Annotated in this window: 23 protein-coding genes and 3 tRNA genes; 12 read left to right on the top strand and 14 right to left on the bottom strand. The window is 51.9% G+C overall.

Features of this window, described 5'->3' with window-relative positions:
• Positions 1 to 9: 9 nt before the first annotated feature.
• Genes amiB through nnr form a run of 3 tightly spaced genes read right to left on the bottom strand, consistent with a single transcriptional unit; the run spans position 10 to position 3345 of the window.
• Positions 10 to 1347: an N-acetylmuramoyl-L-alanine amidase AmiB gene (amiB, locus tag LG381_RS06600; RefSeq protein WP_225762165.1), complete on the bottom strand. Its 1338-nt coding sequence runs from the start codon at positions 1345 to 1347 to the stop codon at positions 10 to 12.
• Between the two features lie 17 nt (positions 1348 to 1364).
• Positions 1365 to 1826, bottom strand: coding sequence for a tRNA (adenosine(37)-N6)-threonylcarbamoyltransferase complex ATPase subunit type 1 TsaE (tsaE, locus tag LG381_RS06595; RefSeq protein WP_000981977.1), 462 nt, complete (start codon positions 1824 to 1826; stop codon positions 1365 to 1367).
• Entirely contained in the window at positions 1798 to 3345 is a 1548-nt protein-coding gene (nnr, locus tag LG381_RS06590) for a bifunctional ADP-dependent NAD(P)H-hydrate dehydratase/NAD(P)H-hydrate epimerase (protein WP_077629730.1), read from the bottom strand. Before nnr ends, tsaE begins: the two co-directional genes overlap by 29 nt.
• Here nnr and queG point away from each other — a divergent pair.
• Complete coding sequence (gene queG / locus LG381_RS06585; protein WP_225762164.1) at positions 3344 to 4483, top strand: tRNA epoxyqueuosine(34) reductase QueG; 1140 nt, start codon at positions 3344 to 3346, stop codon at positions 4481 to 4483. The two genes, nnr and queG, sit on opposite strands and share 2 nt — an antisense overlap.
• Here the strand turns inward: queG and LG381_RS06580 are convergent.
• The 5 genes from LG381_RS06580 to orn all read right to left on the bottom strand — a co-directional run bounded on the left by LG381_RS06580 (position 4466) and on the right by orn (position 5806).
• Complete coding sequence (locus LG381_RS06580) at positions 4466 to 4519, bottom strand: hypothetical protein (protein WP_105285681.1); 54 nt, start codon at positions 4517 to 4519, stop codon at positions 4466 to 4468. The two genes, queG and LG381_RS06580, sit on opposite strands and share 18 nt — an antisense overlap.
• Positions 4520 to 4752: 233 nt before the next feature.
• Positions 4753 to 4828: transfer RNA gene (locus tag LG381_RS06575), tRNA-Gly, on the bottom strand.
• A 35-nt stretch (positions 4829 to 4863) separates the two neighbouring features.
• A tRNA-Gly gene (locus LG381_RS06570) sits at positions 4864 to 4939 on the bottom strand.
• A 35-nt stretch (positions 4940 to 4974) separates the two neighbouring features.
• A tRNA-Gly gene (locus tag LG381_RS06565) sits at positions 4975 to 5050 on the bottom strand.
• A 210-nt stretch (positions 5051 to 5260) separates the two neighbouring features.
• Positions 5261 to 5806: an oligoribonuclease gene (gene orn / locus LG381_RS06560; protein ID WP_001275617.1), complete on the bottom strand. Its 546-nt coding sequence runs from the start codon at positions 5804 to 5806 to the stop codon at positions 5261 to 5263.
• A 95-nt stretch (positions 5807 to 5901) separates the two neighbouring features.
• Here orn and rsgA point away from each other — a divergent pair, with 95 nt between their 5' ends.
• The 3 genes from rsgA (at position 5902) to mscM (ending at position 11364) form a co-directional block, all read left to right on the top strand.
• Positions 5902 to 6954 (top strand): small ribosomal subunit biogenesis GTPase RsgA, encoded by a 1053-nt coding sequence (gene rsgA, locus LG381_RS06555; protein WP_000041984.1) that lies wholly within the window; start codon positions 5902 to 5904, stop codon positions 6952 to 6954.
• A 96-nt stretch (positions 6955 to 7050) separates the two neighbouring features.
• Complete coding sequence (gene asd / locus LG381_RS06550; RefSeq protein WP_225762163.1) at positions 7051 to 8019, top strand: archaetidylserine decarboxylase; 969 nt, start codon at positions 7051 to 7053, stop codon at positions 8017 to 8019.
• Positions 8020 to 8040: 21 nt separating this feature from the next.
• Positions 8041 to 11364, top strand: a complete 3324-nt coding sequence (gene mscM / locus LG381_RS06545; RefSeq protein ID WP_001236786.1) for a miniconductance mechanosensitive channel MscM — start codon at positions 8041 to 8043, stop codon at positions 11362 to 11364.
• A gap of 149 nt (positions 11365 to 11513) precedes the next feature.
• Here the strand turns inward: mscM and yjeM are convergent, their stop codons facing one another.
• Both yjeM and epmA read right to left on the bottom strand, forming a co-directional pair.
• Positions 11514 to 13016 (bottom strand): glutamate/gamma-aminobutyrate family transporter YjeM, encoded by a 1503-nt coding sequence (gene yjeM, locus LG381_RS06540; protein WP_225762162.1) that lies wholly within the window; start codon positions 13014 to 13016, stop codon positions 11514 to 11516.
• A gap of 217 nt (positions 13017 to 13233) precedes the next feature.
• Positions 13234 to 14211, bottom strand: a complete 978-nt coding sequence (epmA, locus tag LG381_RS06535; RefSeq protein WP_000004775.1) for an elongation factor P--(R)-beta-lysine ligase — start codon at positions 14209 to 14211, stop codon at positions 13234 to 13236.
• Between the two features lie 324 nt (positions 14212 to 14535).
• On the opposite strand from epmA, the gene frdA reads away from it, so the two are divergent.
• The 6 genes from frdA to blc all read left to right on the top strand — a co-directional run bounded on the left by frdA (position 14536) and on the right by blc (position 19665).
• Positions 14536 to 16344, top strand: a complete 1809-nt coding sequence (frdA, locus tag LG381_RS06530; RefSeq protein WP_001192969.1) for a fumarate reductase (quinol) flavoprotein subunit — start codon at positions 14536 to 14538, stop codon at positions 16342 to 16344.
• The gene (gene frdB / locus LG381_RS06525; protein WP_000829498.1) at positions 16337 to 17071 is read left to right on the top strand and encodes a fumarate reductase iron-sulfur protein; all 735 of its coding nucleotides are present in this window, start codon (positions 16337 to 16339) and stop codon (positions 17069 to 17071) included. The genes frdA and frdB overlap by 8 nt, the downstream gene beginning before the upstream one ends.
• A gap of 10 nt (positions 17072 to 17081) precedes the next feature.
• Positions 17082 to 17477 (top strand): fumarate reductase subunit FrdC, encoded by a 396-nt coding sequence (gene frdC / locus LG381_RS06520; protein WP_000208757.1) that lies wholly within the window; start codon positions 17082 to 17084, stop codon positions 17475 to 17477.
• 10 nt (positions 17478 to 17487) lie between these two features.
• Positions 17488 to 17847, top strand: coding sequence for a fumarate reductase subunit FrdD (gene frdD / locus LG381_RS06515; RefSeq protein WP_010344911.1), 360 nt, complete (start codon positions 17488 to 17490; stop codon positions 17845 to 17847).
• Between the two features lie 62 nt (positions 17848 to 17909).
• The gene (locus LG381_RS06510; RefSeq protein ID WP_225762161.1) at positions 17910 to 19043 is read left to right on the top strand and encodes a BlaEC family class C beta-lactamase; all 1134 of its coding nucleotides are present in this window, start codon (positions 17910 to 17912) and stop codon (positions 19041 to 19043) included.
• Positions 19044 to 19131: 88 nt separating this feature from the next.
• Positions 19132 to 19665 carry a lipocalin Blc gene (gene blc / locus LG381_RS06505; protein ID WP_225762160.1) on the top strand — a complete coding sequence of 178 codons (534 nt, stop codon included), beginning with the start codon at positions 19132 to 19134 and terminating at the stop codon, positions 19663 to 19665.
• On the opposite strand, the gene sugE is transcribed toward blc, so the two are convergent.
• From sugE to efp, 4 genes are all read right to left on the bottom strand, one after another.
• Entirely contained in the window at positions 19662 to 19979 is a 318-nt protein-coding gene (gene sugE / locus LG381_RS06500) for a quaternary ammonium compound efflux SMR transporter SugE (RefSeq protein ID WP_000118487.1), read from the bottom strand. The genes blc and sugE overlap by 4 nt on opposite strands.
• 176 nt (positions 19980 to 20155) lie before the next feature.
• The gene (ecnB, locus tag LG381_RS06495; protein WP_000239596.1) at positions 20156 to 20302 is read right to left on the bottom strand and encodes a lipoprotein toxin entericidin B; all 147 of its coding nucleotides are present in this window, start codon (positions 20300 to 20302) and stop codon (positions 20156 to 20158) included.
• A gap of 111 nt (positions 20303 to 20413) precedes the next feature.
• The gene (gene ecnA / locus LG381_RS06490; RefSeq protein WP_000977757.1) at positions 20414 to 20539 is read right to left on the bottom strand and encodes a lipoprotein antitoxin entericidin A; all 126 of its coding nucleotides are present in this window, start codon (positions 20537 to 20539) and stop codon (positions 20414 to 20416) included.
• Between the two features lie 51 nt (positions 20540 to 20590).
• Positions 20591 to 21157 (bottom strand): elongation factor P, encoded by a 567-nt coding sequence (gene efp / locus LG381_RS06485; protein ID WP_000257278.1) that lies wholly within the window; start codon positions 21155 to 21157, stop codon positions 20591 to 20593.
• A gap of 41 nt (positions 21158 to 21198) precedes the next feature.
• Here efp and epmB point away from each other — a divergent pair, with 41 nt between their 5' ends.
• Together epmB and LG381_RS06475 are read left to right on the top strand one after the other, a co-directional pair.
• A complete protein-coding gene (epmB, locus tag LG381_RS06480; RefSeq protein WP_000940512.1) occupies positions 21199 to 22227 on the top strand; it encodes an EF-P beta-lysylation protein EpmB in 1029 nt (342 codons plus the stop codon).
• A 381-nt stretch (positions 22228 to 22608) separates the two neighbouring features.
• Positions 22609 to 23478, top strand: a complete 870-nt coding sequence (locus LG381_RS06475) for a YjeJ family protein (RefSeq protein ID WP_001008064.1) — start codon at positions 22609 to 22611, stop codon at positions 23476 to 23478.
• The last annotated feature ends 17 nt before the right edge of the window (positions 23479 to 23495 follow it).

Genomic DNA, 23495 nt, shown 5'->3' with positions numbered 1-23495 from the left:
CAATTATCCTTAGTTTGGCAGCGTGCGATCTGGTGTCGTCACCGTACTGGCAGTTTGTGCCGTTGCGCCCTGCGGCGCAGATTGCATCGGATGCGCAAGGAAGTAATTGCGCAGGCCTTTGTAAATGGCTTCTGCCAGCTGTTGTTGGTAATCGTCACTCGCCAGCAAACGTTCTTCGCTGTTGTTGCTGATAAAACCGGTTTCGACCAGTACTGACGGGATATCCGGCGAACGCAGAACGCCAAGGCTGGCGTGTTCTGGTCGACGTTTATGAATTTCGCCAATGCGTTGCAACTGACCGATCATACTGGTCGCCACATCATACCCTACCCGCTGGGAATGACCGAACTGTAAATCCAGCACCGCCTGGCTTAAATACGGGTCAGACTGACTGTTCGCCAGCACATCGCCTGCCCCGCCCAGCAGCTCCGACTGTTTCTCGTGCTGTTCCAGCCAGCTTGCCATTTCACTGTTTGCGCGACGGTTAGAGAGCACCCACACGGAAGCGCCGGTAGCACTGCGGTTCGGTGCGGCATCAGCGTGAATCGACACAAGGAAATTGGCGTTTTGCTTACGTGCCACATCGCTGCGCCCCATCACCGAGATAAAGTAATCCCCGTCACGGGTTAAAACGCCCTTAAACATCGGATCGTCATTGAGCAAGGTACGTAATTTACGCGCGATGGCGATGGTGACATTTTTCTCCCGCGTACCACCGGGGCCGATAGCGCCAGGATCCTGACCACCGTGTCCGGCATCAATGGCGATGACAATTTTTTCGCCAGTGTTAGCCGTCGCGCGCGCTGCCGGACGCGTCACCGTATTGCTACTGATGACACCCGTAGCCCGGTTGCTCTCGGTTTTAAACGGATTACGCGCCGGTTCGCTGACGCGCGGTGCGACAACCGCAGGCGTTTCAACACGTTTAGCAACCACAGGCGGCGGCGGAGGCGGTGGTGGCGCATCGGCATTAATCGTAAAGACGACGGTGTAATTGCTGCCATTCTGCCGCTTCACCGCTTCGGTTTTACCGTTTTCGGTGAGATCGACCACCAGCCGCAGCGTTTGTGCATCTTTAGGCGTTCCAGAGCGAATCGCCTTCACCAGATTATTACCGCTGAACAACAACGGCAGCCCCTGAATCACGCCCGTTTGTTTGATATCGAGCGCCACGGTGCGTTTGCTTTGATGGCTAAAAGCATAGTCAGGATCGCCAATAAAACTTAACGTAATCCGCGCCTGTTGATTGCCATTAGAAACCTGAATATCAGAGAGCGTAGCGGCGCCAGCCTGCGCGCACAGCAGCACCAACGTCGCTACCAACCAATTTCTGATGCGATACATCATCCCGCCACCTTCAAAGGTTAACCGGCTAAACGCGCCAGCAACAATTCACCCGCAGAGGAGACCGCACTCACGCGCGCCTCACGGCCTTGTGCCTGATAATCAATGTGTATTTCGACATCCGGGTCAGGAAGAACACCTGTACCTTGTTGTGGCCACTCCACCAGGCAGATGGCATCGTTGGCAAAATAATCGCGGATCCCCATAAACTCCAGCTCCTCGGGATCAGCAAGGCGGTACAAATCAAAGTGATAAACCATTAAGTTGTCGAGCGTATAGGGTTCGACCAGGGTATAAGTGGGGCTTTTGACATTACCCTGATGACCCAGAGCCTGTAAAAAGCCCCGGCTAAAGGTGGTTTTACCTGCGCCTAAATCGCCATACAGATAGATTACGGTTGCGCCATCGCAAGCTTTCGCTACCCGCTCGCCCAGGTCTAATGTTGCCTGCTCATCAGGGAGCGGAATTACTCGATTCATCATGGTTTTTATCAGTCACTTCCGGGTTAACAATACGCTGTAGCGTGGAAAAGAGATCGGTTGCCAGCATCCCGCGCGTACCAAAACGCGCCGCCAGCACGTCAGCCGCCGCACCGTGTGCGATACAGCCAGCACAGGCTGCATCATACGGCGACAGTTTTTGCCCAAGCAATGCGCCAATAATACCAGAGAGCACATCACCCATGCCGCCGCTGGCCATCCCTGCATTTCCGGCATCAATAATGCCTAAAGCGTCAGGATGGGCGGCGACCACGGTTCCGGCACCTTTCAGCACCGCTACGCCGCCATAACGTTGTACCAGACGTTGGGCGCAATGTAAGCGGTCACTTTCAATTTCTGCAACGGAACAGCCCAACAACCGTGCGGCCTCGCCAGGATGCGGCGTGATCACGCGATTGTGACGCTTATCGGGATTGATTGCCAGCAGGTTCAATGCATCAGCATCCCACAACATCGGTTTGCGAAAACTCTCAACTTTTTGCAGGGCTTTTTTCCCCCACTCTTGCTGGCCCAGACCAGGGCCAATCACCACCACATCGGCCCATTCCAGGCTTTCAGTTAAAGATTTCTCCGTCAACTCGTACACCATCAATTCCGGTCGTGCGGTCAGCAGCGGCGCAATGTTTTCACTGCGGGTCAGTACTCGGACTAGACCAGCGCCAGCACGCAGCGCCGCTTCCCCCGTCATACGAATAGCCCCCGCCGTGCCGTGATCGCCACCGATAATCACCAGCCGCCCGTGATCGCCTTTATGCGAAGTCGGGCGACGCGGTTTCAGCCAGTGAGAAAGTTGTTCTGCCGAAAACCGCTGAATTTTCGTCTCCTGACCTGCCAGCCAACTGTCCAGTCCCAGCGAGTCAAAATGCAGTTGCCCGGTAACATCCCGTGCTTTGCCGGTTAACAAACCAGGTTTAAGGGCAATAAAGGTGATGGTGTGAGCGGCGTTGATCACCGCGCCTGGCGTGGCGCCGGTTTCTGCCAGCAGGCCGGAAGGGATATCAACCGCCACAATCGGCGCCGGATGGGAATTAGCATGGTCGATTAATTGGCTAACAGATTCGCGGGGTGCTTGCTGCAATCCGGTGCCGAGCAGCGCATCAACGATCAAATCCACCGGCGCAGGCCAGACAATATTCGAGGCATGGATCTCGCCTCCCGCGTTTAACCATGCTTCGCGTGCCAGCGCAGCCTCTTCCGGTAACGGTTTGTCGCTCTCCTGGGCCAGTAACGTAACCTCAATACCGACCGCTTTTGCCAGCCGCGCGACCACGTAGCCATCGCCGCCATTATTGCCATGACCGCACAGCACCAGCCAGTGGCGGGCGTCAGGATAAGCGGTACGACACACCTGAAACGCGGCTTCACCCGCACGAAGCATCAGTTCATAAAGCGTTAGCCCCAGCGCATCTGCCGCTTCGCGTTCGCCACGTCGGATATCGTCGGCGTGCCAGACGGTGTGTGGTATACTTACGGGGTTTTTCTTCATTGTATGGTCCGTCATGTCAGAGCCCCTCGATCTCAATCAGTTAGCGCAAAAAATTAAACAGTGGGGGCTGGAACTGGGCTTTCAGCAGGTGGGTATTACCGATACCGATCTCAGCGAGTCCGAGCCAAAACTGCAAGCATGGCTGGACAAACAATACCACGGCGAAATGGACTGGATGGCGCGTCACGGTATGCTGCGCGCCCGCCCCCACGAGTTATTGCCCGGTACGCTGCGCGTGATCAGCGTGCGGATGAACTACCTGCCTGCCAACGCCGCATTTGCCAGCACGCTGAAAAATCCCAAACTCGGCTATGTTAGCCGTTATGCGCTGGGTCGTGACTACCACAAACTTCTGCGCAACCGACTCAAAAAGCTGGGCGAGATGATTCAGCAACATTGTGTTTCGCTGAATTTTAGACCGTTTGTCGATTCTGCGCCTGTTCTTGAGCGCCCGCTGGCTGAAAAAGCGGGACTTGGCTGGACAGGTAAGCACTCACTTATCCTAAATCGCGAAGCCGGCTCGTTCTTCTTTTTAGGCGAACTGCTGGTTGATATTCCGTTACCGGTAGATCAACCAGTCGAGGAAGGATGCGGTAAATGCGCGGCCTGTATGACGATTTGCCCGACCGGCGCCATTGTCGAGCCATATACCGTTGATGCTCGCCGCTGTATCTCTTATCTCACCATCGAACTGGAAGGGGCAATCCCGGAAGAGTTACGCCCATTAATGGGAAACCGTATTTACGGCTGCGATGACTGTCAGCTTATCTGCCCGTGGAATCGCTATTCGCAACTGACAACTGAAGATGATTTCAACCCGCGCAAGCCACTACACGCACCGGAACTCATTGAGTTATTCGCCTGGAACGAAGAGAAGTTTTTAAAAATAACGGAAGGTTCGGCGATTCGCCGTATAGGCCACCTGCGCTGGCTGCGTAATATCGCCGTGGCATTAGGCAATGCGCCCTGGGATGAAGCGATTCTGACGGCGTTGGAAAGTCGTAAAGGTGAGCACCCACTTCTTGATGAGCATATAGCGTGGGCGATTGCGCAGCAAATCGAGAGACGAAATGCCTGCGTGGTTGAGGTTCAACTACCGAAAAAACAGCGTCTTGTTCGGGTGATTGAAAAGGGCTTACCACGCGACGCCTGATTCATCCACAGCTTGTGAATAAAAATAAAAACGCATTGCAATTCAAGCCGGAAAAAATCGTCAAGCGATCAATACGACAAATCGAAACCTTAATTTTCAATTTAAATATCAACACGTTAATAATTTACTATTCACCGTGCGAAGTTTTTCTGAAATTAAGATTACAGCCTGAACCTGTGGATAACTCTGTTTACAAGAGTTTGTCAGAGACAACAAAAACCAGCAATAACGCATTGCGTCGCTGTGGATAGTTTATTGAGAGGAGAATTTGGAGCGGGAAACGAGACTCGAACTCGCGACCCCGACCTTGGCAAGGTCGTGCTCTACCAACTGAGCTATTCCCGCTTGGGTGGTCTGTGCTTTACAGCACTTTCAAATTTTGGAGCGGGAAACGAGACTCGAACTCGCGACCCCGACCTTGGCAAGGTCGTGCTCTACCAACTGAGCTATTCCCGCTTGGGTGGCCTGTGCTTTACAACACTTTCAAATTTTGGAGCGGGAAACGAGACTCGAACTCGCGACCCCGACCTTGGCAAGGTCGTGCTCTACCAACTGAGCTATTCCCGCGTACTACTTAATTTTGCTTTCGTAATTTTCGCATTTCTGCGTCGTTACGGGAGGCGCATTATACGAGAAATCTTTCCCTCTGCAACCCCCCTAAAAAATTTTTTTTGAGTTTTTAACTCAAGTGCTGAAATTATCAGCAAGACGTTCAATTTAGCGCCAAACCCACGCCGCCGCAAGTGGATTCCGGCGGTTACGTGACCAGGCAAAGTTTTACAGCTTGATAAAATGCTCGCGGTAGTAAGCCAGCTCCGCCACCGATTCACGGATATCATCCATCGCCTGATGCGTCCCCTGCTTGGTAAAACCATCAAGAATTTCCGGCTTCCAGCGGCGCGCCAGCTCTTTCAGGGTGCTGACATCGAGATAACGGTAGTGGAAGTAGGCTTCCAGTTCCGGCATATATTTAAACAGGAAGCGACGATCCTGACCGATGCTGTTACCACAAATTGGCGATTTCCCCGCAGGCACCCACTCTTTTAAGAACTCGAGCGTCGCCAGTTCTGCTTCGCGATCGCCCATTGTGCTCGCCTTCACGCGCTCCACCAGCCCACTGGCGGTATGGGTACGGACATTCCAGTCATCCATCAACGCCAGTTGTTCATCAGACTGGTGTACTGCAATGGTCGGCCCTTCCGCCAGAATATTCAGGTTGGCATCGGTCACCAGCGTGGCAATCTCAATAATGCGATCGCGCTCGGGATCCAGACCGGTCATCTCAAGATCGATCCAAATCAGGTTGTTTTCATTGGCACTCATGCTATTTTTCCACCCATTCACAGTGACTATATTGTTCCACAATTGCGTGTATCATAGATGTTTTGCCCATCAGGGGCGACCAGGAGTCAGTACGATTGAGTAAAAATAAACTCTCCAAAGGCCAACAGCGCCGTGTGAACGCCAATCACCAGCGTCGTCTTAAAACGTCTAAGGAGAAGCCCGACTACGACGACAATCTGTTTGGCGAGCCTGATGAAGGTATCGTCATCAGCCGTTTTGGTATGCACGCTGATGTGGAATCCGCAGACGGCGAAGTTCACCGCTGCAATATTCGCCGTACTATCCGTTCGCTGGTGACCGGCGATCGCGTGGTCTGGCGTCCGGGTAAACCGGCGGCGGAAGGCGTAAATGTCAAAGGGATCGTGGAAGCAGTACATGAGCGCACCTCAGTGTTGACGCGCCCGGATTTTTACGACGGCGTGAAACCTATTGCCGCCAACATCGACCAGATTGTTATTGTCTCCGCCATTTTGCCGGAGCTGTCGCTCAATATTATCGACCGTTACCTGGTGGCCTGCGAAACCTTGCAGATTGAGCCGATTATTGTGCTCAACAAGATAGATCTGCTGGACGACGAAGGCATGGCATTCGTCAACGAACAGATGGATATCTACCGCAATATCGGTTATCGCGTATTGATGGTTTCCAGTCATACTCAGGATGGGCTGAAACCGCTGGAAGAGGCGTTGACCGGGCGCATCAGCATTTTTGCCGGACAGTCCGGCGTCGGCAAATCGAGTCTGCTTAACGCGCTGCTGGGTCTGCAAAAAGAGATCCTGACCAACGATGTCTCAGATAACTCCGGTCTCGGCCAGCACACCACCACTGCTGCCCGGCTGTATCACTTCCCGCACGGAGGCGATGTGATTGATTCCCCTGGCGTGCGTGAATTCGGCCTCTGGCACCTGGCGCCGGAACAAATCACTCAAGGCTTTGTCGAATTTCATGATTACTTAGGCCTGTGTAAATATCGCGATTGCAAACACGATACCGATCCGGGCTGCGCAATCCGTGAAGCGGTTGATGAGGGGAAAATCGCGGAAACTCGTTTCGAAAACTATCACCGTATTCTGGAAAGCATGGCGCAGGTAAAAACGCGTAAAAACTTTTCTGATACGGATGACTGACAATTAAGCTAACCGTCGTTAGAATCGTCCCCTTTTTTTCAGGATCCGGCATGAACGCCGGATCAGGAACGACAAAACAATGGCCTGGAGGCTACCTTGTTAAATTCATTTAAACTTTCGCTACAGTACATTCTGCCAAAACTATGGCTTACTCGCCTGGCGGGTTGGGGCGCAAGCAAGCGGGCAGGATGGCTGACAAAACTGGTTATCGATCTGTTCGTTAAATACTACAAGGTCGACATGAAAGAGGCGCAGAAACCGGACACCGCCAGTTACCGCACCTTTAACGAATTTTTTGTCCGTCCGTTGCGTGACGATGTGCGCCCAATCGATACCGATCCCAATGTCCTGGTCATGCCTGCCGATGGCGTTATTAGCCAGTTAGGTAAAATCGAAGAAGATCAAATCTTGCAAGCGAAAGGCCACAACTACAGCCTCGAAGCCCTGCTGGCGGGTAACTACCTGATGGCGGATCTCTTCCGTAATGGTACGTTTGTGACCACTTACCTCTCCCCGCGTGACTATCACCGCGTACATATGCCATGCAACGGTATCCTGCGTGAGATGATCTACGTGCCGGGCGATCTCTTCTCCGTTAACCATCTCACTGCCCAGAACGTGCCAAATCTGTTTGCCCGTAACGAACGCGTAATCTGCCTGTTCGATACCGAATTTGGCCCGATGGCGCAGATTCTGGTCGGGGCGACGATTGTTGGCAGCATTGAAACTGTCTGGGCTGGCACCATTACGCCGCCGCGCGAAGGCATCATCAAACGCTGGACCTGGCCTGCCGGGGAAAACGACGGTTCTGTGGCGTTGCTGAAAGGCCAGGAAATGGGTCGCTTTAAACTCGGCTCTACCGTTATCAACTTGTTTGCGCCAGGTAAAGTGAATCTGGTTGAGCAACTGGCAAGCCTGTCTGTCACGAAAATTGGTCAGCCACTGGCAGTATCTACCGAAACCTTTGTTACGCCAGAAGCTGAACCAGCCCCGCTTCCTGCTGAAGAGATCGAGGCAGAACACGACGCCAGCCCATTGGTTGACGACAAAAAAGACCAGGTCTAATCCATCAAAGGAAACGCTGACGTGCGCCTGATTATCACTTTTCTGATGGCCTGGTGCCTCAGTTGGGGGGCGTACGCCGCGACGGCCCCCGATAGTAAACAAATCTCACAAGAACTGGAGCAGGCAAAAGCGGCGAAGCCCGCGCAGCCAGAAGTCGTAGAGGCGCTCCAGTCCGCCTTAAATGCGCTTGAGGAGCAAAAAAGCTCCCTTGAGCGCATCAAGCAATATCAGCAAGTTATCGATAATTACCCGAAACTCTCCGCTACTCTGCGCGCACAGTTGAACAACATGCGTGATGAGCCGCGCAGCGTGTCGCCGGGGATGTCTACCGACGCGCTGAATCAGGAAATTCTCCAGGTCAGTAGTCAATTGCTGGATAAAAGCCGTCAGGCTCAGCAAGAACAGGAGCGCGCCCGCGAGATTGCGGATTCACTAAATCAACTACCGCAACAGCAAACCGACGCCCGCCGCCAGTTGAATGAAATCGAGCGTCGTCTCGGGACACTTACGGGAAATAGTCCGCTTAATCAGGCGCAAAATTTCGCGTTGCAGGCCGACTCCGCGCGTTTGAAGTCATTGGTCGATGAACTCGAACTGGCGCAACTTTCTGCCAATAATCGTCAGGAACTGGCGCGTCTGCGTTCGGCACTGGCAGAAAAAGAGAGTCAACAACTGGATGCGTATTTGCAGGCATTGCGTAACCAGTTGAATAGCCAACGCCAACTGGAAGCGGAACGGGCGCTGGAAAGCACCGAATTACTGGCAGAAAGCAGTGCCGATTTGCCGAAAGATATCGTCGCTCAATTCAAAATTAACCGCGAGCTGTCGGCGGCGTTGAATCAGCAGGCGCAGCGGATGGATCTCGTCGCTTCACAGCAACGTCAGGCTACCAGCCAGACGTTGCAGGTTCGGCAGGCGCTGAATACGCTACGCGAACAATCACAATGGCTGGGTTCGTCAAACCTGCTCGGCGAAGCACTGCGGGCACAAGTGGCACGACTGCCGGAAATGCCCAAACCGCAGCAACTGGATACTGAAATGGCGCAGTTGCGCGTGCAACGGTTACGTTATGAGGATCTCCTCAATAAACAGCCGCTGCTACGGCAAATCCATCAGGCCGACGGTCAGCCGCTGACCGCCGAGCAAAACCGTATTCTGGAAGCACAGCTACGCACTCAGCGTGAGTTACTGAACTCCTTACTCCAGGGTGGCGACACGCTACTGCTTGAACTGACCAAGCTGAAAGTCTCCAACGGACAACTGGAAGATGCACTGAAAGAGGTCAATGAAGCGACGCACCGCTATCTGTTCTGGACTTCTGACGTGCGCCCGATGACCATCGCCTGGCCGCTGGAAATCGCCCAGGATCTACGCCGTCTGATCTCGCTGGACACCTTCAGTCAGTTGGGTAAAGCCACCATGATGATGCTGACCAGCAAAGAGACGATTTTGCCACTGTTTGGCGCTTTGATTCTGGTCGGTTGCAGTATTTACTCGCGCCGCTATTTCACCCGTTTTCTTGAACGTTCGGCGGCGAAAGTCGGCAAAGTGACTCAGGATCACTTCTGGCTGACGTTACGCACTCTTTTCTGGTCGATTCTCGTCGCGTCACCGCTGCCAGTGCTGTGGATGACGCTCGGCTACGGGCTGCGCGAGGCGTGGCCTTATCCGCTGGCGGTGGCGATTGGCGATGGCGTTACGGCCACCGTGCCATTGCTGTGGGTAGTGATGATTTGCGCCACCTTTGCCCGCCCGAACGGCTTGTTTATCGCTCATTTTGGCTGGCCGCGCGAACGGGTTTCCCGTGGGATGCGCTACTATCTGATGAGCATCGGGCTTATTGTGCCGCTGATTATGGCGCTGATGATGTTCGATAATCTCGACGACCGCGAGTTTTCCGGTTCGCTGGGCCGTCTTTGCTTTATCCTCATTTGCGGTGCATTGGCGGTAGTCACACTCAGCCTGAAAAAAGCCGGTATCCCGCTGTATCTCAACAAAGAAGGTAGCGGTGACAATATTGCCAACCATATGTTGTGGAACATGATGATTGGCGCGCCGCTGGTCGCAATTCTCGCCGCTGCGGTGGGTTATCTGGCAACGGCGCAAGCTCTGCTGGCAAGGCTGGAAACGTCGGTCGCCATCTGGTTCCTGTTGCTGGTGGTTTATCACGTTATCCGCCGCTGGATGCTGATCCAGCGCCGCAGGCTGGCGTTTGACCGGGCGAAGCATCGACGGGCAGAGATGTTAGCGCAACGTGCGCGTGGCGAAGAAGAAGCGCATCATCACAGTAGCCCGGAAGGGGCAATTGAAGTCGATGAAAGCGAAGTCGATCTCGATGCTATCAGCGCGCAATCCTTGCGGTTGGTGCGTTCAATCCTGATGCTGATCGCCCTGCTTTCGGTCATCGTGCTGTGGTCAGAAATCCATTCTGCTTTTGGCTTCCTCGAAAATATTTCGCTATGGGATGTCACATCAACAGTGCAGGGCGTGGAAAGTCTGGAACCGATTACCCTCGGTGCGGTGCTGATTGCCATTCTGGTATTTATTATCACCACGCAGCTTGTGCGCAACCTACCCGCGCTGCTGGAGCTGGCAATTTTGCAGCACCTCGATTTAACGCCGGGTACGGGCTACGCCATCACCACCATCACCAAATATCTGCTGATGCTGATTGGCGGGCTGGTCGGCTTCTCAATGATTGGTATTGAGTGGTCGAAATTGCAGTGGCTGGTCGCCGCGCTCGGTGTTGGTCTCGGTTTTGGTTTGCAGGAAATTTTCGCCAACTTTATCTCTGGCCTGATCATCCTGTTCGAAAAACCGATTCGCATTGGCGATACGGTGACGATTCGCGATCTCACTGGTAGCGTGACGAAAATTAACACCCGCGCCACCACCATCAGCGACTGGGATCGTAAAGAGATTATCGTGCCGAACAAGGCATTTATTACCGAGCAGTTTATCAACTGGTCGCTCTCTGACTCAGTCACACGCGTGGTGTTGACGATTCCGGCTCCTGCCGATGCCAACAGTGAAGAAGTGACGGAGATCCTGCTCACCGCAGCACGTCGCTGCTCGCTGGTGATCGACAATCCGGCACCGGAAGTCTTCCTGGTGGATCTGCAACAGGGGATTCAGATTTTCGAGCTGCGTATTTACGCCGCTGAGATGGGTCACCGTATGCCGCTACGCCATGAGATCCACCAGCTGATTCTGGCAGGCTTCCACGCCCACGGTATCGATATGCCATTCCCGCCTTTCCAGATGCGTCTGGAAAGTCTGAACGGTAAACAAACGGGAAGGACATTAACTTCTGCGGGTAGACGTCGCCAGGCGGGAAGTTTGTAATGTGTGAAGCTGCCAAATGACGCCAACGTGGCTAATTTAGCAGCTTAACTTCATCTTCAGTTATCTCCGGCTCCGGAGAGTATCATCCATAACGCATTTCTTCGTGACAACTCATCGCCGGACTGGCGATGAGTTGTTATTGCAGATAATCAATCTAAAGTTAACTGAGGCTGATTCGCCATGCGGCTGCAATAGTTCTGGTAAATCGCCATCGCTAACAGCGAGAAGAAGACAGGCCCGCCAATCATCCACAATGTGCTGTCCCAGTCTCCGGCTTCAACCACAGGCTGAATGATGGTGAAGACGTTCGCAAATGTCACCACCAGTACAACAACCACAGTCGCGATCATTGCCGACATATGCGTTTTGAAAATCACAAACGGTCTGTCGAGATCCTGACGCGCTTTAAAGAACGGGAAAGCCAGCGCGAGGAACAGATATGGAATGGTCATGGAAACGTTCGCCATCAGCGTCAGCTTGTTAAAGAACGCCGATGCGGTGCCACCGCCAAAGGAAACCAGCAGGATGAAGACAGTAACCAACCCACACTGCATCCACATAGCAATGGATGGCATCCCCATGGCGTTCAGGCGCGTCATCGGCTCCGGCCACAAGGCTTTCGGCGTCCCTTGAATAATCGCTTTCAGTGGTGAGTAGCAAAGCGTAAAGAACGCACCGGTGTAGGCGAGGAACATGGAAAGTCCGGTAATACGCGCAAACCATACGCCCAGCGACAATGACGCTTCAGGTGATAAATGCAGTGCATTACCCAGAGACATCCCCTGGCTCTTCATCAGCACATAAGTAATATTACCAAGGTTAACAGAACCATTACTTAATACCTGCTGCCAGTTAGTGCTGACGCCCCATAAGAATATTGCTAACGAATAACCGATTGAAATAACAATAGCGGCAAAAACAATACCTTTAGCAAAGTTCTTTTCTGGGTTTTCCGTTTTATCTACCAGCCCACCTACAGCCTCAATTCCGCCATAAGCAAAAATGGCAAATACGACAAAAGATAACATCGCCAGACCGGACTGATATCCCGGATTCGGTGATGCCAGGAAATTAATATCCTGCGCGAAATGCCCACCATTTAATAACAAAATAGTAATGCTTACTAACAACAATACTAAATTAAGACACATTACTGCAATACCGCCCACCGCAGTAATACGGGCAATTTTATTAATCCCTTTCGAGGCAACGACGGTAACCAGAATCATCCATGCTACAGCCAGCAGCCCAACCACCTGCGTAGGCTCAAGCCCAGCAATGCGCCAGTGCTGGGTCATATCGCTACCATAGAGGAAAGTAGAAAACGGCACCCAGACTTTAGCGGAGGTACTCACCATCCAAATGATATAAGAGGAAAACCACATAAATGTGCCGATGAAAGCAAAACGTGGCCCAACGCTATTATTCATCCAGGAATAGATACCGCCTTCTTCTTTGCGATAGGCAGCCCCCATTTCAGCCATCATTAAGGCGAATGGAATAAAGAATAATAATGCAGAAAATATATACCACGGAATCGCGCTATATCCCATTAAATAATAAGCCGAAGGGCTATTTGCAAAACCGAATACTGAAGTAAAGATCATCAGTATGAGTCCAATTAGACTCATCTTTTTTATCGTGTGAGGCATGAAATCATCCTTCATTTCAGCGCGCATATTAAACGCGCCAACTAACTGCACTACCCACCGATTGGTGGGCAACAATAAAACTAAAACAGAATTGATACCTGGATGATAGCAAACATCCAGTCTTAAATTGTGCGCTTTAACGGAAAAATGAAAACATATGCTACAGAATGGCGCCAGCTACGCCATTCTGTGTTGGATTTTAGCCAATTTTTCAGAATTATGCCCGGTCAACACTAAAGGCGATCACTTCTGCCAGTGTCTCCGCGCCCAGTGCTAACATCACCAGGCGGTCAACACCTAACGCCACGCCGGAACAGTCGGGCATACCAACTTCAAGAGCTTCGATCAGGTTATGGTCGATAGGATGCTGCGGTAAACCACGTGCCGCACGTTTACGGTTATCCTGTTCAAAGCGTTGTTGCTGTTCACGGGCATCCGTCAATTCATGGAAACCATTCGCCAGCTCAATACCTTTGTAGTAGACCTCGAAGCGTTCTGCGACCCGATGATCCTCGGTACTGATTTGTGCCAGTGATGCCTGAGTGGCTGGAAAATGGTACACAAAAGTTGGTTTCTCTTTACCAATGTTCGGTTCCACGCCAAAGGTAAACAACAGTTGCAGCAGCGTGTCGCGGTCTTCTTCGGTATCTGCAACGTTGCTGAGATCCAGCTTTGCCGCCACTTCCCGCAACTGCGTTTTATCAGCAGAGAGCGGATCAATTTCCAGATAACGCAAGAAGGCTTGCTGATAAGAGAGGCTTTCTGCTGCCGGGCAGTCCAGCACCTGTTGCAGAAGATCGTCCACCTCGTTCATCAACCGGTACATATCATAGTGCGGTCGATACCACTCCAGCATAGTAAACTCAGGGTTGTGATAACGCCCCATCTCTTCATTACGGAAGCTGCGGCACAGCTGGAATACCGGACCACAACCGGCCACCAACAGGCGTTTCATGTGGTATTCCGGACTGGTCATTAACCAGAGATTCATCCCCTGCGAATGTCCGGGGCCAACGAAACGTGTCTCAAACGGGACCAGATGAATATCGGTTACCGTTGCCTGGCTCATACAAGGCGTCTCCACCTCCAGCACTCCACGATCGGCAAAGAAACGACGGATCTCCGCCATAATCGCCGCACGTTTTAATAAGTTAGGAATAGACGCGCTCGGCTGCCAGGATGCCGTTTCGCTCATAGTAAAATCTCCAGTTTTTAACAAGGGCACGAAGTCTACTCGCAACGCGGCGGCGAGACAAATTTTACGCAGGAATCAATCAACGGTGGACGGCGACTAAAAAAACCGCAATATGATGGTTTAGTAATTAAATTAATCATCTTCAGTGATAATTTAGCCCCCTGGCACGCTAAAAAAATCGATCTCGTCAAATTTCAGACTTATCCATCAGACTATACTGTTGTACCTATAAAGGAGCAGTGGAATAGCGTTCGCAGGCCGTAACTTTCAGATACTTACCCTGAAGTACGGTGCTGCGGGATAAAAACAATCTGGAGGAATGTCGTGCAAACCTTTCAAGCCGATCTTGCCATTGTAGGTGCCGGTGGCGCGGGATTACGTGCTGCAATTGCTGCCGCGCAGGCAAATCCAAATGCAAAAATCGCACTAATCTCAAAAGTATACCCGATGCGCAGCCATACTGTTGCCGCTGAAGGGGGCTCCGCCGCTGTCGCGCAGGATCATGACAGCTTCGAATATCACTTTCACGATACAGTAGCGGGTGGCGACTGGTTGTGTGAGCAGGATGTCGTGGATTATTTCGTCCACCACTGCCCAACCGAAATGACCCAACTGGAACTGTGGGGATGCCCATGGAGCCGTCGCCCGGATGGTAGCGTCAACGTACGTCGCTTCGGCGGCATGAAAATCGAGCGTACCTGGTTCGCCGCCGATAAGACCGGCTTCCATATGCTGCACACACTGTTCCAGACCTCTCTGCAATTCCCGCAGATCCAGCGTTTTGACGAACACTTCGTGCTGGATATTCTGGTCGATGATGGTCATGTTCGCGGCCTGGTAGCCATGAACATGATGGAAGGTACGTTGGTACAGATCCGCGCTAATGCGGTAGTCATGGCAACCGGCGGTGCGGGTCGTGTATATCGCTACAACACCAATGGCGGTATCGTAACTGGTGACGGTATGGGTATGGCGCTGAGCCATGGCGTTCCGCTGCGTGATATGGAATTCGTTCAATATCACCCGACCGGCCTGCCAGGTTCCGGTATCCTGATGACCGAAGGTTGCCGTGGTGAAGGCGGTATTCTGGTCAATAAAAACGGCTACCGTTATCTGCAAGACTACGGTATGGGCCCGGAAACGCCGCTGGGCGAGCCGAAAAACAAATATATGGAACTGGGTCCGCGCGACAAAGTTTCTCAGGCCTTCTGGCACGAATGGCGTAAAGGTAACACCATTTCCACGCCACGTGGCGATGTGGTTTATCTCGACCTGCGTCATCTGGGCGAGAAAAAACTGCACGAACGTCTGCCGTTCATCTGTGAACTGGCGAAAGCGTACGTTGGCGTCGATCCGGTTAAAGAACCGATTCCGGTACGTCCGACCGCGCACTACACCATGGGCGGTATCGAAACCGATCAGAACTGCGAAACCCGTATTAAAGGTCTGTTTGCCGTTGGCGAATGTTCTTCTGTTGGTCTGCACGGTGCAAACCGTCTGGGCTCCAACTCGCTGGCAGAACTGGTGGTCTTCGGTCGTCTGGCGGGTGAGCAAGCTATGGAACGCGCATCTACCGCCGGTAATGGCAACGATGCGGCAATCAATGCCCAGGTTGCTGGCGTTGAGCAGCGTCTGAAAGATCTGGTTAACCAGGATGGCGGCGAAAACTGGGCGAAGATCCGCGACGAAATGGGTCAGTCCATGGAAGAAGGTTGCGGTATCTACCGTACACCGGAACTGATGCAGAAAACCATCGACAAACTGGCGGAGCTGCAGGAACGCTTCAAGCGCGTGCGCATCACCGATACCTCCAGCGTGTTCAACACCGACCTGCTCTACACCATTGAACTGGGTCACGGTCTGAACGTTGCTGAATGTATGGCGCACTCCGCAATGGCACGTAAAGAATCTCGCGGCGCACACCAGCGTCTGGACGAAGGTTGCACCGAGCGTGACGACGTCAACTTCCTCAAACACACCCTCGCCTTCCGCGATGCTGATGGCACTACCCGCCTGGAGTACAGCGACGTGAAGATTACTACGCTGCCGCCAGCTAAACGCGTTTACGGTGGCGAAGCGGATGCAGCCGATAAGGCGGAAGCAGCCAATAAGAAGGAGAAGGCGAATGGCTGAGATGAAGAACCTGAAAATCGAGGTGGTGCGCTATAACCCGGAAGTCGATACCGCACCGCATAGCGCATTCTACGAAGTGCCTTATGACGCAACCACCTCATTACTGGATGCGCTGGGCTATATCAAAGACAACCTGGCACCAGACCTGAGCTACCGCTGGTCCTGCCGTATGGCGATTTGTGGTTCCTGCGGCATGATGGTTAACAACGTACCGAAACTGGCATGTAAAACCTTCCTGCGTGACTACACCGACGGTATGAAGGTTGAAGCGTTAGCTAACTTCCCGATCGAACGCGATCTGGTCGTCGATATGACCCACTTCATCGAAAGTCTGGAAGCGATCAAACCGTACATCATCGGCAACTCCCGCACTGCGGATCAGGGTACTAACATCCAGACCCCGGCGCAGATGGCGAAATATCACCAGTTCTCCGGTTGCATCAACTGTGGTCTGTGCTACGCCGCGTGCCCGCAGTTTGGCCTGAACCCAGAGTTCATTGGTCCGGCAGCCATTACGCTGGCGCATCGTTATAACGAAGATAGCCGCGACCACGGTAAGAAGGAGCGTATGGCGCAGTTAAACAGCCAGAACGGCGTATGGAGCTGTACTTTCGTGGGCTACTGCTCCGAAGTCTGCCCGAAACACGTCGATCCGGCTGCGGCCATTCAGCAGGGCAAAGTAGAAAGTTCGAAAGACTTTCTTATCGCGACCCTGAAACCACGCTAAGGAGTGCAACATGACGACTAAACGTAAACCGTATGTACGGCCAATGACGTCCACCTGGTGGAAGAAGTTGCCGTTTTATCGCTTTTACATGCTGCGCGAAGGCACGGCGGTTCCGGCTGTGTGGTTCAGCATTGAACTGATTTTCGGGCTGTTTGCCCTGAAAAATGGCCCGGAAGCCTGGGCGGGATTCGTCGACTTTTTACAAAACCCGGTTATCGTGATCATCAACCTGATTACTCTGGCGGCAGCCCTGCTGCACACCAAAACCTGGTTTGAGCTGGCACCGAAAGCGGCCAATATCATTGTAAAAGACGAAAAAATGGGACCAGAGCCAATTATCAAAAGTCTCTGGGCGGTAACTGTGGTTGCCACCATCGTAATCCTGTTTGTTGCCCTGTACTGGTAAGGAGCCTGAGATGATTAATCCAAATCCAAAGCGTTCTGACGAACCGGTATTCTGGGGCCTCTTCGGGGCCGGTGGTATGTGGAGCGCCATCATTGCGCCGGTGATGATCCTGCTGGTTGGCATTCTGCTACCACTGGGCCTGTTTCCGGGCGATGCACTGAGCTATGAGCGCATTCTGGCGTTTGCACAGAGCTTCATTGGTCGCGTATTCCTGTTCCTGATGATCGTCCTGCCGCTGTGGTGTGGTTTACACCGTATGCATCACGCGATGCACGATCTGAAAATCCACGTGCCTGCGGGCAAATGGGTTTTCTACGGTCTGGCTGCTATCCTGACAGTTGTCACGCTGATTGGTATCGTTACAATCTAACGCATCACCAATGTAAATCCGGCCCGCCTATGGCGGGTCGTTTTGTATGGAAACCAGACCCTATGTTCAAAACGACGCTCTGCGCCTTATTAATTACCGCCTCTTGCTCCGCTCTCTCCGCCCCCCAACAGCTCAACGATATTGTGCATCGCACAATGACTCCGCTTATAGAGCAACACAAAATCCCTGGCATGGCGGTGGCGGTGATTTATCAGGGTAAACCTTATTACTTTACCTGGGGCTATGCGGACGTAGCAAAAAAGCAGCCCGTCACACAGCAAACGTTGTTTGAGTTAGGTTCGGTCAGCAAAACATTTACGGGTGTGCTCGGTGGCGACGCTATTGCACGAGGGGAAATCAACCTAAGCGATCCCGCGACAAAATACTGGCCTGAACTTACTGCTAAACAGTGGAACGGAATCACGCTATTACATCTTGCAACCTACACCGCTGGCGGGCTGCCGTTACAGGTGCCCGATGAAGTGAAGTCCTCAGGCGACTTGCTACGTTTCTATCAAAACTGGCAGCCCACCTGGGCACCAGGAACACAGCGTCTGTATGCCAACTCCAGTATCGGTTTGTTCGGTGCGCTGGCAGTGAAACCATCCGGTTTGGGCTTTGAACAGGCGATGCAAACTCGTGTTTTCCAGCCACTCAAACTCACCCATACGTGGATTAATGTGCCGCCCGCAGAAGAAAAGAATTACGCCTGGGGATATCGTGAAGGCAAGGCCGTGCATGTTTCGCCAGGGGCGTTAGATGCTGAAGCTTACGGTGTGAAATCAACCATTGAGGATATGGCTCGCTGGGCGCAGAGCAATATGAATCCCCGTGATATCAACGACAAAACACTTCAGCAAGGTATCCAGCTGGCGCAGTCACGCTACTGGCAAACTGGCGACATGTATCAAGGTCTGGGCTGGGAAATACTCGACTGGCCGGTAGATCCAGACAGCATCATTAATGGCAGCGACAGTAAAATTGCGCTGGCAGCACGACCAGTAAAAGCGATTACGCCCCCCGCCCCTGCGGTACGAGCATCATGGGTACATAAAACAGGCGCGACCGGCGGATTTGGTAGCTACATCGCATTTATTCCAGAGAAAGAGCTGGGGATTGTGATGCTGGCTAACAAAAACTATCCCAATCCAGCGAGAGTCGCTGCCGCCTGGCAGATTCTCAACGCTTTGCAATAACAACGCAGATGGTCCGAATTTTCGGACCTTTTATCCGCATTTCCTTTCTGTCATCTACACTTAGAAAAAAACCAGTAAGGAAACATTTATGCGCCTGCTCCCTCTCGTTGCCGCAGCGACAGCGGCATTTCTGGTCGTTGCCTGTAGTTCTCCCACACCGCCTCGTGGCGTTACTGTGGTAAATAATTTCGATACCAAACGCTATTTGGGTTCGTGGTATGAGATTGCCCGTTTTGATCACCGTTTTGAACGCGGGCTGGAGAAAGTGACTGCGACGTATAGCCTGCGGGATGACGGCGGCCTGAATGTCATCAACAAGGGTTATAATCCGGACAGAGAGATGTGGCAGCAAAGCGAAGGAAAAGCGTACTTTACGGGAGACCCGCATCGCGCCGCGCTGAAAGTGTCGTTCTTTGGCCCTTTCTATGGCGGCTATAACGTCATTGCGCTAGATCGGGAGTACCGCCATGCGCTGGTTTGCGGCCCGGATCGCGATTACCTGTGGATACTCTCCCGCACGCCAACCATTTCTGACGAAGTGAAACAGGAGATGCTGGCAGTCGCGACCCGGGAAGGGTTTGATGTCAGTAAATTTATTTGGGTACAGCAGCCCGGTAGTTAGTGAGTGCTGAGTTTCAGACCAATAATCCCCAATACGATTAACGCCAGACTCGCCAGGCGCATCGGGTTAGCGGACTCACCGAGCAGTACAATGCCGGTGATGGCCGCGCCGACTGCGCCAATACCCGTCCACACGGCATAAGCCGTCCCTACTGGTAACGATTTCATCGCCCAGGCAAGTAGCGCCATACTAACAACCATCGCCGTCACGGTAATAACGCTTGGTGTCAGGCGACTAAAGCCGTGCGTATATTTCAGGCCAACCGCCCATACCACTTCCAGCAGACCAGCAATAACTAAGATTATCCAGGACATATCAGGCTCCGAAGATTTGGGGCCGTCCCCGGTGAAAAGAAGCGTTTGCAGGTCGTCCTGCAAAGCTGATGGTGAAGGAGGTATTTTGCCGATTTAAGAGGAAATTTCAACGGTTACGACAGTGATTACCGCCGAGAAAAACAAACGGCACGACAAATCTGCCGTACCGTTATTGCTTATTGCTGCGCTTTCGTCGCTGCGCCAGAAATCGCGTTACCGCCATCAGAAATGTCTTCACCAACGCCGCGCGTGGTATTGCAGGCGGTTAATACAGTTGAAAGCACCAGAACAGAAAAGATCGCTGCAATTGTCTTCTTAACCATAACGTCTTCCTTTTAGGTAATGTTATTTGTGTTTGCCTATAGCAAATTAATAATAGACAACATCACCAAAAATGACGGAAATCTGATGATTTTTCGGAAGTGAAGAATAAATTAGCTGGCAGCGCGGGAGATGGAATTACCAAGATGTTTGATGTCTTCGCCGAACCCCCGAGCGGTGTTACAGCCCGTAAGCAGCGTGCTGGCAAGCAAAACCAGAACGATAAGGCGTTTCATCATCTCTGACCTGAATAAGTGATGGTGCAGCCAGCAGGCCGCACCACAACCGCATTACTTCACGCGAGAGACGTATTCACCAGAGCGGGTATCCACTTTGATGACTTCGCCGATCTGTACGAACAGCGGAACTTTAACCACAGCGCCAGTAGACAGGGTAGCCGGTTTGCCGCCAGTACCTGCGGTATCGCCTTTCAGACCCGGATCGGTATCAACGATTTCCAGTTCAACGAAGTTCGGCGGAGTAACGGAGATCGGCTGACCATTCCACAGAGTTACAATGCACTCAGCCTGATCCAGCAGCCATTTAGCGTTGTCGCCAATTGCTTTTGCATCAGCAGACAGCTGCTCGAAGGTTTCGTTGTTCATGAAGTGCCAGAACTCACCGTCGTTGTACAGGTAAGTCAGGTTCATATCGACAACATCAGCGCCTTCAGCGGAATCAGTAGATTTGAAAGTTTTTTCTACGCGAGTACCAGTCAGCAGACGACGCAGTTTAACGCGAGCAAATGCCTGGCCTTTACCCGGTTTTACGAATTCACTCGCTTCAACCGCGTAAGGTTCGCCGTCTAACATGATTTTAAGACCAGCACGAAAATCGTTGCTATAGTACGTTGCCATAAGGCCCTCTGAAATTTGTTAATTGGTAGCTAAGCCACAAAATGGCGCATATTGTAACCCTAAATACCCCATCCAGAGAAGATTGGTTAACGCAACTTGCCGATGTTGTGACCGATCCTGATGAACTTCTGCGTCTTTTGAATATAGACGCGGACGAAAAACTGTTGGCCGGACGCAGCGCCAAAAAGCTGTTTGCACTGCGCGTGCCCCGCTCATTTATCGATCGCATGGAGAAAGGCAATCCTGACGATCCACTTTTGCGTCAGGTACTTACCTCGCAAGATGAGTTTGTCGTCGCGCCCGGATTCTCCACCGATCCGCTGGAAGAACAGCACAGCGTAGTGCCTGGTTTGTTGCATAAATATCACAACCGGGCGCTACTGTTGGTTAAAGGCGGCTGCGCGGTAAATTGTCGCTACTGTTTCCGTCGCCACTTCCCGTATGCCGAAAATCAGGGCAACAAGCGTAACTGGCAGGCGGCGCTTGAGTATGTTGCGGCGCATCCGGAACTGGACGAGATTATTTTCTCCGGCGGCGATCCGCTGATGGCGAAAGATCACGAGCTGGACTGGCTGCTGACGCAACTGGAGGCGATCCCGCATATCAAACGTCTGCGGATTCACAGCCGTCTGCCGATTGTGATCCCGGCGCGCATCACAGAGTCGCTGGCTGAACGCTTTGCCCGTTCTACGTTGCAAATCTTGCTGGTGAATCACATCAACCATGCCAATGAGGTAGATGAAACATTCCGTCAGGCAATGGCTAAGTTGCGCCGCGTGGGCGTTACTTTGCTGAACCAGAGCGTTTTGTTACGTGGCGTGAATGATAACGCGCAAACGCTGGCAAACCTGAGTAATGCGTTGTTCGATGCGGGCGTGATGCCCTATTACCTGCATGTGCTCGATAAAGTGCAGGGCGCGGCGCATTTTATGGTGAGTGATGATGAAGCACGGCAGATTATGCGTGAGTTACTGACACTGGTGTCGGGATATCTGGTGCCGAAACTGGCGCGCGAGATTGGCGGTGAACCCAGCAAAACGCCTCTGGATCTCCAGCTACGCCAGCAGTAACTGATTAACAGGGAAGTTAAACAGAAAATTGCCTGATGCGCTTCGCTTGTCAGGCCTACATCGTGCATTGAAACTCAATGAGCTGTAGGCGGGATAAGGCATTTACGCCGCATCCGCCAAGAGCAACGAACACGAGAACAGAGACAGGTCACTAAACAGAGAAGTTTAATCTTTGCCCGTTGCATAACCTTTAATTATTCATTTACGTTGCTATTTTTACTTTTTATATAGCCAACACCAATAATTAACCTTTCTTTTCTGTTTATATAGAGTGAGCACGGCTATTTATGTTATTTTAACAACTATTACTACCAAGCTCATTTATCTGGCTTATTAATTAAAATTAATTATTTTATTGAGAAATGGTTAGGGAGAACCTACATGGCCATAAGCATCAAGGGTGTTAATACCGGTGTTATTCGCAAAAGTAATAATTTCATTGCACTGGCACTGAAAATTAAAGAGCCTCGCAATAAAGAGTCGTTATTCTTTATGTCTGTCATGGAACTGCGAGACCTGCTGATTGCGCTGGAAAGTCGTCTGCATCAAAAGCATAAACTGGATGCTGATACACGTATTCAGTATGAGCAGGCTCGCGATAAAGTCATGAAGAAAATGGCAGAGAATATCCCAGAAATTCTGGTTGATGAGCTTAAAAATGCCGATATTAATCGCCGGGTCAACACTCTGGAACTTACCGATAACCAGGGCGAAAATCTCACATTCACATTAACTCTGCATGATGGCAGCAAATGTGAATTAATTGTCAATGAGTTGCAGATTGAAATGCTGGCGCGAGCAATCATTCATGCAATTAATAATGCTGAAATGCGTGAACTGGCATTGCGTATTACATCGCTATTAGATTTCCTGCCGTTATATGACGTCGACTGCCAGGACAATGGCAATCTGGAATATGACACCTATTCTCAGCCGGAATGGAAACATAATCTGTTTAGCCATTATCTGGCGGTGCTTTATCGCTTTAAAGATGAAAGTGGTAAAGAACAATTTAGCGGCGCGGTGGTGAAAACGCGTGAAGCGACAGCGGGTAAAGAAATTGAGGCTATCACACGCCGGATGCTTGATTTCAGCCCACGGCTGAAAAAACTCGCGGGTGTGCCATCTCAGGTCTACGTTCGTACAGTAGCAGCAAATAACGCCCAACCACTGACTCAGGATCAATGCTTACGCGCAATACATCACTTACGAGTTCAGTCCATCAGCAAGGCCGCGCCACAGGCGAAATAATCTCATCTTTTTGAATG

It is taken from the genome of Escherichia sp. Marseille-Q3837 (assembly GCF_916618735.1).
Taxonomy (GTDB): domain Bacteria; phylum Pseudomonadota; class Gammaproteobacteria; order Enterobacterales; family Enterobacteriaceae; genus Escherichia; species Escherichia ruysiae.
Note: the sequence above shows the minus strand (reverse complement) of the source record. Positions and strands in the feature narration are given on the sequence as shown.